This window comes from Bartonella sp. AA18HLJMS (genome assembly GCF_042197245.1).
In the GTDB taxonomy this organism is placed as follows: Bacteria; Pseudomonadota; Alphaproteobacteria; order Rhizobiales; family Rhizobiaceae; genus Bartonella.
The window spans coordinates 27,544-43,032 of record NZ_JBHIRP010000012.1; the positions used below are offsets into that span (position 1 = coordinate 27,544).

General features: G+C 39.5%; 20 protein-coding genes. 12 read left to right on the forward strand and 8 right to left on the reverse strand.

Annotation, left to right across the window (positions count from 1 at the left end; translation table 11 throughout):
* The first annotated feature begins 58 nt into the window (after positions 1–58).
* From ACFINW_RS07100 to ACFINW_RS07120, 5 genes are all read left to right on the forward strand, one after another.
* Positions 59–631, forward strand: coding sequence for a YqcI/YcgG family protein (locus tag ACFINW_RS07100; protein WP_375673999.1), 573 nt, complete (start codon positions 59–61; stop codon positions 629–631).
* The gene (locus ACFINW_RS07105) at positions 624–764 is read left to right on the forward strand and encodes a hypothetical protein (RefSeq protein WP_375632724.1); all 141 of its coding nucleotides are present in this window, start codon (positions 624–626) and stop codon (positions 762–764) included. Before ACFINW_RS07100 ends, ACFINW_RS07105 begins: the two co-directional genes overlap by 8 nt.
* A 13-nt stretch (positions 765–777) precedes the next feature.
* The gene (locus ACFINW_RS07110) at positions 778–948 is read left to right on the forward strand and encodes a hypothetical protein (protein WP_375640004.1); all 171 of its coding nucleotides are present in this window, start codon (positions 778–780) and stop codon (positions 946–948) included.
* Between the two features lie 1,479 nt (positions 949–2,427).
* Positions 2,428–2,598, forward strand: coding sequence for a hypothetical protein (locus ACFINW_RS07115; protein WP_375611449.1), 171 nt, complete (start codon positions 2,428–2,430; stop codon positions 2,596–2,598).
* 365 nt (positions 2,599–2,963) lie between these two features.
* Entirely contained in the window at positions 2,964–4,184 is a 1,221-nt protein-coding gene (locus ACFINW_RS07120; RefSeq protein ID WP_375639578.1) for an MFS transporter, read from the forward strand.
* A 523-nt stretch (positions 4,185–4,707) separates the two neighbouring features.
* Here ACFINW_RS07120 and ACFINW_RS07125 read toward each other — a convergent pair.
* A complete protein-coding gene (locus tag ACFINW_RS07125) occupies positions 4,708–5,031 on the reverse strand; it encodes an HNH endonuclease (protein WP_375612865.1) in 324 nt (107 codons plus the stop codon).
* Entirely contained in the window at positions 5,024–5,509 is a 486-nt protein-coding gene (locus ACFINW_RS07130; RefSeq protein ID WP_375639582.1) for an AAA domain-containing protein, read from the reverse strand. Before ACFINW_RS07130 ends, ACFINW_RS07125 begins: the two co-directional genes overlap by 8 nt.
* On the opposite strand from ACFINW_RS07130, the gene ACFINW_RS07135 reads away from it, so the two are divergent.
* The gene (locus ACFINW_RS07135) at positions 5,508–5,729 is read left to right on the forward strand and encodes a hypothetical protein (protein WP_375639584.1); all 222 of its coding nucleotides are present in this window, start codon (positions 5,508–5,510) and stop codon (positions 5,727–5,729) included. The genes ACFINW_RS07130 and ACFINW_RS07135 overlap by 2 nt on opposite strands.
* Before the next feature lie 150 nt (positions 5,730–5,879).
* Here the strand turns inward: ACFINW_RS07135 and ACFINW_RS07140 are convergent, their stop codons facing one another.
* Genes ACFINW_RS07140 through ACFINW_RS07155 form a run of 4 tightly spaced genes read right to left on the reverse strand, consistent with a single transcriptional unit; the run spans position 5,880 to position 8,392 of the window.
* A complete protein-coding gene (locus tag ACFINW_RS07140; protein ID WP_375639586.1) occupies positions 5,880–6,032 on the reverse strand; it encodes a hypothetical protein in 153 nt (50 codons plus the stop codon).
* On the reverse strand, positions 6,004–6,561 hold the full coding sequence (locus ACFINW_RS07145; RefSeq protein ID WP_375639590.1) for an AAA domain-containing protein: 558 nt from the start codon (positions 6,559–6,561) through the stop codon (positions 6,004–6,006). The genes ACFINW_RS07140 and ACFINW_RS07145 overlap by 29 nt, the downstream gene beginning before the upstream one ends.
* 6 nt (positions 6,562–6,567) lie before the next feature.
* Positions 6,568–7,050, reverse strand: a complete 483-nt coding sequence (locus tag ACFINW_RS07150; RefSeq protein WP_375639595.1) for a ribonuclease H-like domain-containing protein — start codon at positions 7,048–7,050, stop codon at positions 6,568–6,570.
* Entirely contained in the window at positions 7,025–8,392 is a 1,368-nt protein-coding gene (locus ACFINW_RS07155; RefSeq protein WP_375674002.1) for a TM0106 family RecB-like putative nuclease, read from the reverse strand. Before ACFINW_RS07155 ends, ACFINW_RS07150 begins: the two co-directional genes overlap by 26 nt.
* Before the next feature lie 92 nt (positions 8,393–8,484).
* On the opposite strand from ACFINW_RS07155, the gene ACFINW_RS07160 reads away from it, so the two are divergent.
* From ACFINW_RS07160 to ACFINW_RS07185, 6 genes are all read left to right on the forward strand, one after another.
* The gene (locus ACFINW_RS07160; protein ID WP_375612860.1) at positions 8,485–8,697 is read left to right on the forward strand and encodes a helix-turn-helix domain-containing protein; all 213 of its coding nucleotides are present in this window, start codon (positions 8,485–8,487) and stop codon (positions 8,695–8,697) included.
* Positions 8,690–9,115 (forward strand): hypothetical protein, encoded by a 426-nt coding sequence (locus ACFINW_RS07165; RefSeq protein ID WP_375639604.1) that lies wholly within the window; start codon positions 8,690–8,692, stop codon positions 9,113–9,115. Before ACFINW_RS07160 ends, ACFINW_RS07165 begins: the two co-directional genes overlap by 8 nt.
* Before the next feature lie 26 nt (positions 9,116–9,141).
* Positions 9,142–9,333 (forward strand): DEAD/DEAH box helicase family protein, encoded by a 192-nt coding sequence (locus tag ACFINW_RS07170; protein WP_375639606.1) that lies wholly within the window; start codon positions 9,142–9,144, stop codon positions 9,331–9,333.
* Positions 9,334–9,521: 188 nt separating this feature from the next.
* Positions 9,522–11,471 (forward strand): helicase-related protein, encoded by a 1,950-nt coding sequence (locus ACFINW_RS07175; protein ID WP_375639614.1) that lies wholly within the window; start codon positions 9,522–9,524, stop codon positions 11,469–11,471.
* Positions 11,459–13,366: a DNA methyltransferase gene (locus ACFINW_RS07180; RefSeq protein ID WP_375639619.1), complete on the forward strand. Its 1,908-nt coding sequence runs from the start codon at positions 11,459–11,461 to the stop codon at positions 13,364–13,366. The genes ACFINW_RS07175 and ACFINW_RS07180 overlap by 13 nt, the downstream gene beginning before the upstream one ends.
* On the forward strand, positions 13,350–14,723 hold the full coding sequence (locus tag ACFINW_RS07185) for a DNA methyltransferase (RefSeq protein ID WP_375639623.1): 1,374 nt from the start codon (positions 13,350–13,352) through the stop codon (positions 14,721–14,723). The genes ACFINW_RS07180 and ACFINW_RS07185 overlap by 17 nt, the downstream gene beginning before the upstream one ends.
* On the opposite strand, the gene ACFINW_RS07190 is transcribed toward ACFINW_RS07185, so the two are convergent.
* Together ACFINW_RS07190 and ACFINW_RS07195 are read right to left on the reverse strand one after the other, a co-directional pair.
* Positions 14,720–15,157, reverse strand: a complete 438-nt coding sequence (locus tag ACFINW_RS07190; protein ID WP_375639627.1) for a lysozyme — start codon at positions 15,155–15,157, stop codon at positions 14,720–14,722. The genes ACFINW_RS07185 and ACFINW_RS07190 overlap by 4 nt on opposite strands.
* Positions 15,154–15,447: a hypothetical protein gene (locus ACFINW_RS07195; RefSeq protein ID WP_375639632.1), complete on the reverse strand. Its 294-nt coding sequence runs from the start codon at positions 15,445–15,447 to the stop codon at positions 15,154–15,156. Before ACFINW_RS07195 ends, ACFINW_RS07190 begins: the two co-directional genes overlap by 4 nt.
* Between the last annotated feature and the right edge of the window lie 42 nt (positions 15,448–15,489).

A 15,489-nucleotide genomic window follows, 5' to 3' on the forward strand; every position in this document is an offset into this window, starting at 1 on the left:
ATGAATAACACAATTAGGCCTTTTCTGCCTATTCGGTGTAAATGGATACTCAAAAAATATGCTTAGATTTGGGTTCTACAATAAGTTGACCGCAAAAAATATGATGGAAGACCTGATAACTTATTGCGATAACTATAAAAGTTTTGGAAAGAACACATCTTTTGTTGCATTCGAGAAGCCTGCCCCCGTACAAAGTATCGAAGTTTATAGAGAAAAATTCTGGTCTATACTTAAAGATTTGCGAACTCTTGATGACCAAGAATGGCCTAAGCATATACCAAAAAATATGTACAATCGTCTATGGGAGTTCTGCTTTCATGGCGAACCTATGTTTATAGTTTGCAATATCCCGTCTCATATAAACAGAATAAGTAGGAGAAGTTCTACATTTATGTTAACTTTCCAGCCTAGGTGGGTTTTTTCTGATCTGCTCGATACAGAACAAAAAGCAAAAAATGCATTCTCCGCTGTAACAAAAAGACTTGAACCTTTTGATATTATCACAAAATCTCCTTTTTTAGGAAAATATGGCGAACCCCAAAATAGAGAATGGACGCAATACTTCCTGCAAGGTAATAATATTGAATCCCCACCTTGCCCATATCATATAATGGAGCACGATAATGACTAAATTTTCTAAAATTAAATTAAATAAAAATATCTATGATATATTCAAAATGATGCTTCCAGAGCAAGGATCAATAGAGATACAAAGAGATTTTCCAAAAAAAAATACACGATTGGCATATTCACCAGGTCGATGAAACTCTCTTAATTATAGAGGGTGAGCCAGATTTTTTCTATAGCGAAAAACATATAACCTGTACACCAGGAGATATTATACATCTACCTGCCAATACAAGGCACAAATCAATTGCGGCATATGTAGGATGCATATATGCAATTGCTACAGAAAATCTCACTATTGGAGATATTAGAGATGGGTAACCGCACGCTCTTTAATGGATTCTTTCTCATACAGGATTTTATTCTTTTACTCCTGCCTCCCATAATGCGCCCATAGATTCTGCGGAAAATAAGGCTATGAAGTTTACGTCCTCTACCCAAACCAACGTGGAAACTTTTCAGAAACCGCATTTTACAGTACAAAATAGAACGTTATTCTTTAGGAAAAAAAATGGATCAAGCTTAACGGATTAAACAAAAAGGAAATAATTTTGTTTACAGCTTTATTGTCGAGCATTCACGAATGGATTCTGGTATTATCTCTATCTGAAATTCCCTACAAGCATGAAGCAGAAAAGTTATCAAGCATATTTAGTATACCTAATGAAAACTGCTATTACCATGCGTGATGGCTCTAAAATGTAGATGGATTTGAATTTTTAAATAATTTTTAACTCTTGCATCACTTTATTTCCATACTTTTTAAATAATATTCAATAACTTAAGTAAAATAAATATTTTTATTTTGGGTTTTGTTGTGTTGTTAATCTAAAGCATGTGAAGAGAATATATTAAAGAATTAAAATATTTATATATCGAAATTGAAGATGTCCTATTTTACCCAAAAAAGAACTATTATGACATAGGTGAATTTAGCTATTAATCTTTTGTTGCCAACAAGTGGTAAAATGATGCTGAATGTAGAAAAAATTGCATAAGAACCTTTAACAAAAATGATTAAAATTTAGATAGAATTACAAGGTATAAAATAGAATTTATTCCATCAGCGCTGCAATTTTTTCTGGTTAATTTATTCTACCAATATCATTAAAGCTTTCTTCTAATGACATCGTCTATCATTGGAAGGAGATATATGATTGTTTTTCGAATTGTGACAGCACAGAAATTTCGTGATTTATTTTGTCCATTAAAAGATGTTTGTTAGTTGAGTAAGTTAAAAAATACATAGCATTCCGTATAATGTAATGTGTATGTATAAAACTTCTCAGGATGATCGTGTTATTTGGGAAAGATTTTACAGCAATTACGAGTATCTCTAGAATGAAAAGCACTGATTTTTAGAACAGAGAAAAACATTGATTATAACAGTTTATTAGGCTAAACGCAAAATATTATTCTAATAATTGATGGTTAATTGTAACGGGATAGTTTTTTGATAATCATAAAGAAAAAGGTATAGAGCGTGTTTCTTTTAGTTAAGGAAAAGTATTGCTCATTTTTCTTTCTAAAAGTAAGCAAATTCAAAGATAATTTTTTGTTCTTATAGTGGTGAGAAAATAATTGTCGAAGTCAGTGAAGGGGAGATTCTAATAGATTGTTACAAAGTTTAATAAAAGTTGGAATACTTAAAAATTCTTAGTTCCTATGATGATTTAAGAATACCAGATTAGGATACGGAGAATTCAAGAGCTCAAAACTTTGTGATAATATTGGTTTAGAATTACATCTTGTTCATTCAGACGAGATGAGCCAATTATTATATGTCACAGAGACATATGGGTGGAAAATTTAAAAAAAGCTTATCCAGAATCTGACTTAAAGGTTATTGGAACTTTAGTAGTAAGATTGGCTTGGTCTCATGTTTCTCAAAAATTAGCAACCAATCTTGTTGTGACTAGACTAAATTTGGAAGATCTGCTCACTGAGCGTTTTTATAATATTATGAAATGATAAAAATATTAATATTTCTTCTTGTCCGGGACATGAAGCCGGTGCTATTTGTATTTATTATCCGTTGCACCATTGTCCGAAATATATTTTAAGTGGTTGTCACTTGAAATATGCCTTGGAAAATTATTTGGCAAGAGAGCGTACCTATATGTATTGGAAAGTAATTTCCTATTATTTGTCTCAATCTATGGGTACAACGTTGCCAAGTATAGAATTCATGCTGACAGATGACTTTCAAAAAATAAGTGCCTATAACGCATTTGAACTAAACTTTTATGAAAAACTGGAATTTAGTACCGAACCATATTCGACAATGGAGAAAATCATAAAATGGCTTGAGTCTCTGTTTAAGAGGGAGGGGGCTAGTGCGTAATTCTGTTTTTCTTATGATTGTGATTGGTTGTTTGACGAGTTTTTGTGCTAGTGGTGTATTATCTATTGGCCTTTCTTTGTTACAATTCCAAGATACAACGGGAGAAGCGTCTGCTACTTTAAATGTCGTTAATTTAATCGCAATTGGAATTGCTGGCTTATGTTTGGGAAATGTGTTGGCGTACTATCAAGGCTTTATAATTGGGTTTTATAGTCAAATTATTTGCGCTTGTTTATTGTCTTTCTTATTATTTATGAACAATCCGGTGCTTATTTTATTTGTATTTTTTTTACTTTTTCTCTTGATGGGGGCTGATAATCCAAATAACAATAGTGCCTTGAATCAGCTGGTTCCAGCTCCCAAACAAAAAGCTGGAATTTTTGCATTTTATACTAGTTGCTGTCAGTTTTTTGTTATTATATCCCCGTTGCTTATATATTTTATAATTGCGCATTTGGGGCACAAAATAGCCATAGCCTTTATTGTATTTATCTATCTTTTGAATGCCAGCTTATGGTTTTGTATAAAGTCTATACAACAACTAAACAGAGCAAAAGAGCTATTAAAAAAGCCATCTCAAAAAGCTTATGGAGTTGGGTTCAGGTGCCTTTGGCGGATTTCTGCGTTGCGTTTTTTAACGATTAATCGTATTTTGAATAATTCTCTCTATACGGGGCCTATTGTTTTATTGCCACTTGTTCTTGCTTCTATAACATCAGATAATATAAAATTTACAGCTATTCAAAATTCTATTTTTGCTTTGTCAGCACTGGGTTTTGTGATCAATGGTCTTATCTCATCTTATTATTTACGGAAATTTCCATCTTTAATTCGTTTTTTTGTATGGGGGGCACCGGCTTTTGCCGTGATCGCAATCTCTTTTGTTTTATATTTAAATTTTACTCAATATTCCCTTTATATTATGGGATTTTTATTAGGTATTGGGCAATTTTATTTTAGGGTATCGGGCATAACAATTGGACAAGCTATCACACCTAGTGAAAATTTAGCCGAGGTGATTTTGGCAGGCGATGCCAGTGTACGCATCATAACAGCTTTATTCTCTATTGTGCTTTTATATGCAGGAAAATTTTTTTCATTTTCTATATTATACGTCCTGTGTGTATTTATAGGCTTTTGCGCCCCTTTATTTATTTTGCACGGACTATCTATTTACATACAAAGCTTAGAGATAAAAGAAAGCGCCGCATGAATGATGTTCAATTATTATATTACGTCAGCCTTTTTTTGATTATCGTATAGATAAAAATTTTGTACAAATATTCATGACATTAATTTTAAATAAACACATTGCGTGAGAAAAGCTGAGGTATTCGTTACCTCTCATGTGGATAAAACGCATTTAGCCCGTTAATCAACGAAATTGCAAATAGCACTATGATCACCATTAATTCTAAAAGCTCTACCAGAAGTTAGTGATAATGGCAAAAATCCTTTAATGATATTTGAAGAGATCGTTTTAAATTAATGGCGGGGTATTGCCCCCCTTTGAGTTCGAATCCTCTACACCTACCATTGAGTTGCAACAATAGTCGTCCTGAAAGATAACAAAATCAAGGTTTTTGTTGCTACGGTACTGAGGGTTTGCATTTCAAATACTGGGTAGCATGAACCCTTTAATGCAGATTACTACGGTACTATACCGAGGGTTCGAATCCTGCCTTGCCTTCATTGGAAACGGATAATCGCCGCAAAATATACGGTGATTAAGCCAGTTATTCACCGCAACGTGCTGTAGCTATTGCTGTCTTAATAATCGGAGCAACAGAATCTTTAGATATATTTCTGTCAGAGCAATATTTAGAATTAAGCCATTCAAGCAAAGGCTTTTGTCCCTTGCTTGAATTACATCCACAACAACAGAGCGCTATATTTTCCCGTGTGATTATGGATGCGTCATTAATGATATGCTCCCAACTTGCCGCCGTTTTTCTAGAAACGTTTACTGGCGTAAATTCTGACCTGCAATAGACGCAAATCTTATCACGATCCCGCACTTCTTTTTCCAACCAATCAGGAATGTTCCAGTTATTAGCCAAGGTTACTTCTCCTCGGAATTTGTTGCGTATCTCCAGAGGCTGCATACTCATCCAGCCAGCAGAATGTGTTGACCAGTTTCATCTGCTCTACAGAGTCGCATGGGATTTCCAGCAATTTTGGATTAGCGATCACGACCGCCAAACACTGTACGCGTGACACGGCAACATTCAAACGGTTCTTGCTGTAGAGAAACTCAATGTTGCGCGGCAGATCTTCGGCGCTGGATGTCACCATAGAAATCAGCACGATCGGCGCTTCTTGGCCTTGGAACTTATCAACGGTGCCGATCTTAGCATTGTCCGGCAGGATGGAGCGCAGATAATTGACCTGCACATTATATGGCGTGACCACAAGAATATCGTCCTCGGTGGATCGGGCGGATGCCATTACGGTCGGTAAACTCTTGGCCAAGCAAAGCATCATATTTGGTTTTGATGATCTCGCCTTCCTCAACGCTTTTTTGTGAGCAGCCTTCATGCTCTGCCGGGATCATGACAATCCCTGCATTGGGCAGATCAACGCCTTGCAGATTCAGGCCGCGCTCAGCAGTGCTTTTATGAGCAGTCAGGCGACCATCATAAAAGGCATCAGAAATAAACTAGCAGATGCTTGGACGCATACGGCGTGTCTGACCAAGGAAGATGCCGCGCTCAGCCGGAATAGTGGAATAATTGCCCAACAAGAATTCCAGCACTGACAATCCAGCCTCGCCCGGATGAGTGCCTTGGATAGGCTGACCAAGCTGCATTTGATCTCCTACCAGAATGATATTCTTGGTCGCCGTGGCCATCGCCACCACATTGGCGGTAGCAACTTGTCCGGCCTCATCAATAAACAGGTAATCCAGCTAACCATCAAAGTGCGGGCTGGCAAATGTCCATGCGGTATCCGCAAACAGATCAGTGCCAAGGCTCATATTCTCGATCTTGGTTTCTGAGCGGATGAATTGCCCATCAAAGACGGTTTCATCATTACCGCTGCTGGTTTTTTTTGATGCCATGGAAGTTCCGGCCTTTTTCAGCAGCAACACTTTCCACTTTTTCCAGCAAGTTGTGAATGGCCTTGTGCGAGTTGGAGGTAACGCCGATTTTCTTGCCGCGTTTGATCAGGTCCACAATGATATGGCTACTGGTATAAGTCTTACCTGCGCCCGGTGGACCTTGGATAAAGAGATAGCTGTTATCTAATGCCGCAATGGCTTCCAGCGCATCGCCTTGCAGATCATCAGAGGTGATAACCGCTTCGCCCGACTGCTTGCCCTGAATGCGTGGTACATTTCGCGCCAGTAGTTCTGTCGCGGCATGAGTGCCTTCTGACGCTTCCAGCACATGGTCGGCATAGCGGTAAATAGCGGAGCGGATGATCTTGCTGTCAATCGGTCCCGGTGGGCCAATTGATAGGCTTTCCGGCAATGGTTCTTTGCTGACCCCGCGCTTGATTTTGACAATGCAGGCATCTTCATCGATTTCAACAATCGTGCCTGCATTTTCCATGACAGCAATATCAACGGCCTGAGCGCCGACCTTCAACTTGTATTACTGTGAAGGAAAGCGATCGCTGTATATCAGGGAACGCTTTTCAGGCTCGGGGCTGCCAACTTGCCGCAGGCCACCAAGGCACTCCGTATCGTCAACCAGCTCATCTTCAAATTTGTTCTGCCGTTCAAAGCTGCTCCACCATTGCGGCTTGGCTTCCCGATTATGAAACTCCCGCAGATGCGATAGCCGCTCATTGATCGGCGGTGGGTTATTCTCGATCACACCAAAGCGGGTTTGGTAATCCTCATATTCGATTTCCCAGTCCTTGCGCTGTAGCTTTTCTTCCTCGGCATATTCCGGAAGGCCCTTAAACCACGGCGCATCTTCCGGCTTAAGTGTCAGCAGCCAATCACGCAGCAAATGCGTGGAAACGCAATCCACCTCGTTATAATCAGGAATCTCTTGCAGCAATTCATCAGCACCTGTTTCACGCCATTCGTTGTAGACGATGATGCTATCGGCGGCGGGTCGCCACAGCATTGGCACGCTTGTCCATATAGAAGGTTTCCATGTTTTTAATGGAATAGCCGGGTTCAGAGGTGCGGATGCTTTCACGCACCACCAGATACATATCAATGAATTTCTGGTTGCGAAGCAGATTATCCAGCTGCTCTTCGCAGACCGCATAACGGCAGGCCAATCGTATCAGGGCTGTGGTTTCATAGTGGTTGTAATGATAGATATGGGCATGTGGGTGTTTAGCAAGATGATCAGCCAGAAAGCCCATGAAGCGCTTAAAGGTCTCTTTTTCTTCTTCATGGTCATGCGCCCAGAACGGAAGGAACAGCTCCTTGCCATCTTTGAAATAATACACCCCAAACAAATACTCCAAGCCATTCGGGTAAAGCGGATCGCCTTTCATATCAAAGAACAGGTCACCATTATCCGGCACTGGCATACGGGTAAAGCCCTTGCCTGGAGGAAACGGAATGATCTGGCATTTATTCTCCCCAGTGGTGGCTTTGTGGTGTTGCAGGACAGCTTGGGAGCGCAGGCGTAAAAATACATCACGGCTCAAATCAGGGATTTTGGTGTCAGGTGCAGTGGCGGCAAGCTCTGCAACGGTGCGGATACCAGCCTTCCGTAGCTTATCCATCTGTGAGCGCTGAATGTTGGCTACAAGGCTTAAATGGTCATCTTGCTCCCACTGCGCTTTGCAGCCATCACGCCACGGGCAGAAATTGCAATGGCCACAAGGCTCAGGATATGAGTCCGCAGGCGGGTTTTGCAGATAGCTTTCAAAGCGGCCTTTGGCGCGGGTGTAGTAATAGAAAAAGTCAGCCACGCGGAAGCTGTGTTTTTCATGGTCGCCCAGAAACAGATGCATATCAGCCGGGCGCAATCCTTGCAGGTCAGTCAGCAGCTCAGAATAGACGCAAAGCTGCATGATATGCTTGGGCTCAGCCGTTCGCGCCAGTTTGGTATCCAGCATCTCATAGCTGAAATCGCCTAAGTCTGATGACGTATCGCACTTAATCAGAAAGTCAGCTTCACCCCGCCAAGGCGGCACAAAGAAAACGACCTGATAAATGACATCCGCACCGGACTGCATGGCCTCCAGTGTTAGCTGGGCACAATCTTGCAGATTGCAATCTTTAGGGATTTCAACGACGGATTTACCTTCGTCTTTAAGCTGCTGGAGATACACCGCCTCATGTTCCAAGCCTTTTTGCTGCAGTAGCTGAGCTGTAGTGCTGGCTTCGGCCTTATCTATGCTCTCGCTCAGCGCCTTCACATCAAGGAAGCTCGCATGGTGACACCCCAAAAAGGTGACCAAGTCCGATGGTGAGTAGAGAATCTGATCGTTACCGTATTGCTGCACTTACATCCCTGCCATTTTTTATCATTGCCCTTGTGCTTATGAATATTTTAGAATATTTTACATCTTAATGACCAAATTATAAGTAAGAAGGCATGTCTGACGAGCACGATATTCTGACAGTTGAGGAAGTGGCCCGTTACTTAAAAGTAACAGAACGGCACGTCTATAAACTCCTTTCAGACAGGAAGATACCCGCGTTCAAAGTTGGTGGAGCTTGGCGTTTCAAACGAGAGCAGCTCGAAAAGTGGATAGAAGAAGGCGTTAACGAACAATCAAAAGAAAAAAGAACCAACAAAGATGATTGATATTTTTAAGACAAAATACAGCGATTGGAATTCTCTTGAGAGAACGCTTGAGGCTATTGGTGACAACAAAGCTAAAGGCGATGCGTTTGAATATTTCTGTTATTTTTATTTGAAGTTCTTATCTGACTTACATCAGATTAAAGAGATATATTGCCCAATTGTTGATAACCGTCCGTTTCCAAAGCATGTTGTTGATAAGCTTCGTCTGGAGAAAACAGACTATGGCGTAGATGGAGTTTTTATCAACAACGCAGGAGATTATATCGCTTGGCAAGCCAAGTTCCGGTCTGGGCGAGCAGCACTTACATCACGCGAACTTTCAACATTTTGGGCTGAAGCAGAGTACGCTGATTACAGGTTTATTATTTCTAACACTCACATTCTGCCGAATGTAGCTCATAAAAAACCGGGCATCTAAGTGCATTAGTTGACCGATTTACCTCTTTGGACGAAGACTTCTTTTCTTCTTTATATCAGTCTGCCATTTCTCAAAATATTCAAATTGAAAGAGATAAGAAGAGTCCTCGACCATATCAATCTGAGATACTTCAAGACATTATTTCTGGATTTTCATCAAGTGATCGAGGAAAGCTCATTGCGGCTTGTGGAATAGGAAAGACTCTCATCGCACTGTGAACCCTTGAGCATCTTCAAGCTGACAACGTAATATTTTTTGCCCCAAGCCTGCAACTTGTTAGGCAAGCACTGGAGGAGTGGTCCGCTGAGTCTTCATCGCCATTTTAGTATTTGTGCGTTTGCAGTGATCAAACAGTTGATGCAGAAGTTGATAGCAATAACATTGATATAGGCGATATTGATTACCTGTGACTACCTCAGCAGAAGCTGTACGTAATTTTATTGCCCAGCCTTCTAATAAAAAGAAGTTTATTTTTAGTACATATCACTCTGCGGAAGTAATAAAGAATGCGCTATCCGAGAATGAAAATAGCTTTTCATTCGATATCGCTTTTTATGACGAAGCGCACAGAACTGCGGGAGTTTCAAACTCTCAGTTTAATATTGCTCTTGACGATGCTGCCATAAAAACAAAGAAAAAACTTTTTCTTACCGCCACAGAGCGCCTCGTTAGACCAAAACTAAGTTCAAAACTCGAAGAACATAATCTCTCTGTTTTTTCTATGAATAATAAAAGTATCTATGGTGATGTTTTTCACCGGCTTACGTTTGGTGAAGCAATAGAGAAAAATATTATCTCAGATTATCGCATTGTATTTACGGGAATTAGCAGTTCTGAATATAATCAACTTATAAAAAACAATGTTTATGTGACTGATGATAATAGTCATACAGAAACTGTTCAAAATATTTATAAAATAGCTTTGCTAAAGAAATCCATACAAGATCTTGGATTAACAAAGGTTATATCATTTCACTCCAAGATTTCTGAATCTCGTGATTTTGCAAATCGCTTGTCTGCTGAGAGCTCTTTTTATGATAAAAAGACTGCTATTGCACACATCAACGGAGCCATGACTGCTCAAGATCGTGCTGAAATAATACAAAATTTTGAAGACTCAGAACTGGGAGTGATCACAAATGTTCGTTGCTTGACTGAAGGAATAGATATTCCTCTAATTGATGCTGTCTTCTTTGCTGACCCTAAAGGTTCAATGATTGACATTGTGCAGGCTGTCGGTCGTGCTGTAAGACAGAAATTTGGAGAAACAGGCAGGCTTTCGTATATAATCGTTCCTGTGTTACTCGATCAAGAAGGTGAAGATGTACTTTCTGGAGCTGGATTTGAAGCTTTATTTAATCTCATTCAAGCTATGCGAGATCAAGATGAAGCTCTTGCAGAATGGATCGATTCAATCAATTTGTCTGCTGCAAAAGGTCGAATAAAAGGTAGTAGTTCTGTTCCGGGAAAAGTAGTTATAAATCTGCCAACGGAATTGAACACTTCGGACTTTGAAGATGCGCTTTTGCTACGAATTGCAAACGTAAACAAAAACCCAACGGGTAGCATAGGTGTCGGTAGTAAACTTGGAAAAAATGAAAGAAAAGGCGACTTCACACGTATTTTTAAGACACTTTGTGACTATACACCAATAAAATTAGAAGAAAGCTTAATAGCTCCTACATTTGAAATTATCACTGATAACCCTGATGCAATATACACGTCAAAAGAGATCAGAATAAACAATAACAATGTATCTCACTGTAAAAGGGTTGGCTTCCTTCATGAAGTAGAGAGAAACAAATACCAATTAAGTAAACTAGGCCTTTTGTACAAGCAAGGCCATATAAGCTTTTTAGACGCTCTTAAAAACCAGTTTCTTTTGTACAGGGAAGAACATAAAGACGGTATTCTCTTTCCATATAGGGAGGCGATTAGCTTCATGCTTGAAATAAAGAGCCTGAACTACATCCAGTTTTTGTATAGCTTATTTTCAATTCAATTCAATGATGGAAAGCCTGATTTAGAACTTGCAATATCGGTTGCCAAGGAAATAGAAGCTGCATACCCTAATATTTTGCTTACAAACGAAGCAAATAAAAATGAGATACTTAAAGACTTAAATTCAAGATATGAAAAGGATTTTTCGTACAATAATGTATGGACAGATCGTACTACAGCTGGAAACCAGTATCGGTACCTTATGCGGCACCTAGAAATCTTTGATGAGTGCTTTACCTCAAATAAAAATATCTTCTTGATAATAAAGGAAAAAGAAGCGTTCCTAGCGTCACTCCTTGCGGAGTCAGAAAAACACATACATAAAGATTATGGAGATACGCTATGGGTGAAATAAATCAAAAAAAATATTTTAGCAAACATTTAAAGTCACTTGGTCACACTCCGATTTATAAAATGCATAAATATTTCGCGAGAAGACCTCACAATGTATTTCGTGAACTCATCGACTTTTATACGAAGGAAGGTCAAATAATTTTTGATCCATTTGGTGGAGGGGGCGTCACCTTAATTGAAGGGTTAACTCTTAATCGAAAAATTGTTTCGACCGATGTTAATCCGGTAGCCTCTTTCATCCAGTATTGCCAAATTTGTGACGTTGATGCCGCTAAAATTCTTTCTTATGCACTTGACCTTAAGAAAATGGTTAAAGGTCATTTTGAAGATTCTTTTACAACAAAATGCGGAAACTGCAAAAACGACAAGGCACATGTTCGTTGGATAGAGCATGCATATTTAATAAAGTGTCCACATTGTAGCAAAAACACGTCCTTTCGTAATGACAATAAAGCGCTTAACGATGCTGGAAAACCAAAGAATGGCATATATGTCTGCGACCATTGCAGCTCAAATATTAAAGCAGCAGACGCTCCCAGAATTTCCAGTGAAATAATTAGCTTAAGATATCGATGCAAGAAATGCGGAGCACATGATGCAAAGGAACCGTCTAGAGACGATATTGAGAAACATAAACAATATAGGGAAAACCTAGAGAAATTAAAAACTAGTTTAGGACTTCATTTTCCTGATTTTGAAATTCCGGCTGAATGGGACCGACAACAGGAAGACTGTCTTCATAGAAAAGGCTTTGTGAAATTTACGGATTTTTTCACCCCAAGAAACCTTTTGATTTCGGCGAGCTTTTTTGAAATGGCCAAGAAGCTTAAAATTCAAAAAGATATGAGTGATCCCGAGTATGATTTTTTAATATTTATATTGAGTTCATTAATCAGGTACACCAACAACATGAACTTCTCAACTTCATCTTGGATGGATGGAAGACCTGTTGCGTGGGCAAAGCATGCGTTTTGGATACCAAATCAATTTATTGAAGCCAATCCATTTGAATATTTTGACAATAGATTAAAGGCGATCAAGTCTGGCCTAAAAGATCGAGATTCTAGATTTAATTCAAAGAAAAATACTCTGAACTTCTCAGACCTTGAAAAGGGCTCTGCCGACTTCATGGTGCAATGCGTGGATTCAAAACAGGTCGATATCCCAGATGGTTCTGTCGACATGATTATAACTGATCCACCATATGGAAGTAATGTCCAATATGGTGAATTGTGTGCTTTTTGGCAGGTCTGGTTAGAAGGCAGAACTAAGTTTCCATTTCCAGAGCATAAGCTTGCCTCTGAAGCCGTTGTTCACAGAAAAACAAAAGATAAAACCTACCAGAAAGATTTTTCCGATTACTATGAACTTTTACTCGGCGTTTTTCAAAAATGTAACAGAGTATTAAAATCAGACGGTTGCTTGGTTTACACCTTTAACAATAAAGATATTAGAGCATGGTATGCCGTTATCAAAGCAACCTTGGATGCAGGATTTCATATTGAACCGGAAGGGATTTTTTACCAAGAAGCCATTCATGCTTATCGAGATACGGCGCACCTCCGTCACGATGGAACTCCACAGGGTGATTTTATTTATACATTCAGCAAGAAAAGTCTGCCTAATGAGAAAGACTATAATGGCAGTTTCAATGAATGTCTCAATGATACGATGTTAAAGCTTCAAGAAAAAGACTGCAGTGTGTCATTCGGGGAATTTTTAGTTGAGCTTTATGCTAACTCGGCCCTTTGCCTAATACGTCAGATTAAAGATGGAGCAAATATTGAGGATATCGAAAACGAATTTAATTCGATGTCGCTAGAAAAAGCCTATGCGCGGATAGATCTAAGAACTAATCAAGAAACGGAGGGCTTAGCGGATGTTGCAGCTTGCTAAATCAGAAAATCAACCACGTTTGATATGGTCGGATTTGGAAGATACATTTTCGTCTACAGAACTCTGTAAATCTTTAGAAGATCTAGAAGAAAAATATAATGTTTCAAATGAAGAATCTTTCTTTAAAAAACTAGTTAACACTTCTGTTTCAAAATTACAGCCATACCACAGGTGGGTTAGATACCGCGAAGGTTATGCAGGAGATCTTGTTAAAGAAATTTTATCCAGATACCCAAACGTTTCTGGCAGTATTGTTCTTGATCCCATGTGCGGCTCAGGTTCAACCTCTGTAGCAGCGTCAGAGCTAGGCATTTCATCTGTCGGCCTAGACGTTAATCCTTTCGCAATATTATCTACAGAAGTCAAATCTTACGCTTTATCTACAGGTGAACTGCAGAAACTTCATAAGATAATAAATAATTGGAATAAATGTACTGACCATGAAAAATATGAATACAACGAATATGAGGATCAAATTAGTAAATATTTTGATCAAGGCAACTTTACTGAACTTGTTAAAATAAAGCGTCGCATTCACGAAGAATCAAATAAACGCATATTCAACATTTTGAATTTTTGTTTATTAGCAATTTTGGAGGACTGTTCTAATCGAAAACGTGATGGTAACGGGCTGGCAACAAGACCTTCACCTGTAGGTGACGTTAAAAAGCGTTTCTTGGACCAGCTGCAACTAATACTGATTGATTATGAAGAGAACCCACACAATGAGGACAGTTTAGCACGTGGCGTAGAATTTGATGCAAGAAAGTTGAGTTTAAGTGCTATATCTGGCGATCACGCTGGCTCTATTATATTTTCTCCGCCCTATGCAAATTCATTCGATTATTTTGAATCATATAAGCTGGAAATTGTTTTTGGAGAATATTCTCTACTAAGCAAACTTGGCAAATACAGGGAAAGGCTTGTACGAAACTATAGAATTAAAAAGTCTGCTGAAAAAACAACTGATATTGATTTAGTTGATACGCTGTGTGTTGAAATCGAAAAAAAGATTCCTGAAAAAGAGAAAATGACTGGCAAGCGTGACAGTCGTACACGTCTCGTGCTGGGTATGCTTCGATCATATTTTTATGATATGCGAACAATTATTGAAAACTGCTACGATGTTTTATTAAAAGGCGGATTTATGCACATCGTTGTCGACCAAAGTGCTTATGTAGGAATACCCATACCCACAGATACACTCCTAGCTAAGATAGCAGAAGATACAGGTTTCAAAGTAAGGGAAATGATTGTTTGCCGAGGAGCTAGCACATCTGGCCAGCAGCTGAAAATGAACCCAAGACTCAAAGAGCTGCTTAGAGAAACAATAATTGTACTAGAAAAACCACTCTAGTGTATTTGATAAAGCAAGCATTCGGCATACCTACGCCGAACTAGCCCTTTGAGCTTACGTCTGCCCGCCCAAACCCAGCGCATGAACTGTTCTGGTACTTCGGCGTATTCCTCACGATTGATTTTACGGCGCAGTGTTGAACGCTGGAGTGCTCCGCCGCCAAGATTGTAGGTGAATAACACTAGCGCATCGAATTGGCCATCTGTCAGCGGCACATTGATTAGGTGCAGGACGGCACGCTCTGCGATCGTGGCATCTTGGCGCAAGAGTTCTTCAGCCTGTGTTTCATCAATGCCTGCCGAAAAGTCCTCGTCGTTTTTCACAACATGGCCATAACCGATTGTGGGATAGCCAGCTGGGCAAAAATAAACGGTTCGAGAGAAGCCCTCGAACCGTTTGATCAGGTCCAATTCGTTTTGTGTGATATGTCTCATTTTTCCAGTGTTCCTATAACTTTAAGGTTCTTGCTCCCATATTCAAAAACGCCATGCCATTGCTCTTGCCCGAGGACTTCTTTGCGCTCAATCATCAGCGTAAAGCGGTCAATGCCGTATTGCTTGGCCGTGGCGTAATCTTCCAGTGCGTACCAAGCTTTACGGGCCAGTGTGGTGGCCATTTTCTTGACCGTGTATTCAAAAGCATCGAGCAGTGCTTCGAGCTCTGCATCGGTACACTTCTCATTTTGAACATCTTCAATCACGGCCTTGTAAAATAGTTTGCTCATGGTGTTATCTCCCTGTTTTCAATTACTTTTTACACTTACAGT

Coding starts and splice junctions, on each gene's coding strand:
- ACFINW_RS07100 (WP_375673999.1), top strand. CDS start 59: ATGCTTAGATTTGGGTTCTACAATAAGTTGACCGCAAAAAATATGATG.
- ACFINW_RS07105 (WP_375632724.1), top strand. CDS start 624: ATGACTAAATTTTCTAAAATTAAATTAAATAAAAATATCTATGATATA.
- ACFINW_RS07135 (WP_375639584.1), top strand. CDS start 5,508: ATGCTCTGCCGGGATCATGACAATCCCTGCATTGGGCAGATCAACGCC.
- ACFINW_RS07130 (WP_375639582.1), bottom strand. CDS start 5,509: ATGAAGGCTGCTCACAAAAAAGCGTTGAGGAAGGCGAGATCATCAAAA.
- ACFINW_RS07140 (WP_375639586.1), bottom strand. CDS start 6,032: ATGGCATCAAAAAAAACCAGCAGCGGTAATGATGAAACCGTCTTTGAT.
- ACFINW_RS07150 (WP_375639595.1), bottom strand. CDS start 7,050: ATGCTGTGGCGACCCGCCGCCGATAGCATCATCGTCTACAACGAATGG.
- ACFINW_RS07160 (WP_375612860.1), top strand. CDS start 8,485: ATGTCTGACGAGCACGATATTCTGACAGTTGAGGAAGTGGCCCGTTAC.
- ACFINW_RS07165 (WP_375639604.1), top strand. CDS start 8,690: ATGATTGATATTTTTAAGACAAAATACAGCGATTGGAATTCTCTTGAG.
- ACFINW_RS07180 (WP_375639619.1), top strand. CDS start 11,459: ATGGGTGAAATAAATCAAAAAAAATATTTTAGCAAACATTTAAAGTCA.
- ACFINW_RS07185 (WP_375639623.1), top strand. CDS start 13,350: ATGTTGCAGCTTGCTAAATCAGAAAATCAACCACGTTTGATATGGTCG.
- ACFINW_RS07190 (WP_375639627.1), bottom strand. CDS start 15,157: ATGAGACATATCACACAAAACGAATTGGACCTGATCAAACGGTTCGAG.
- ACFINW_RS07195 (WP_375639632.1), bottom strand. CDS start 15,447: ATGAGCAAACTATTTTACAAGGCCGTGATTGAAGATGTTCAAAATGAG.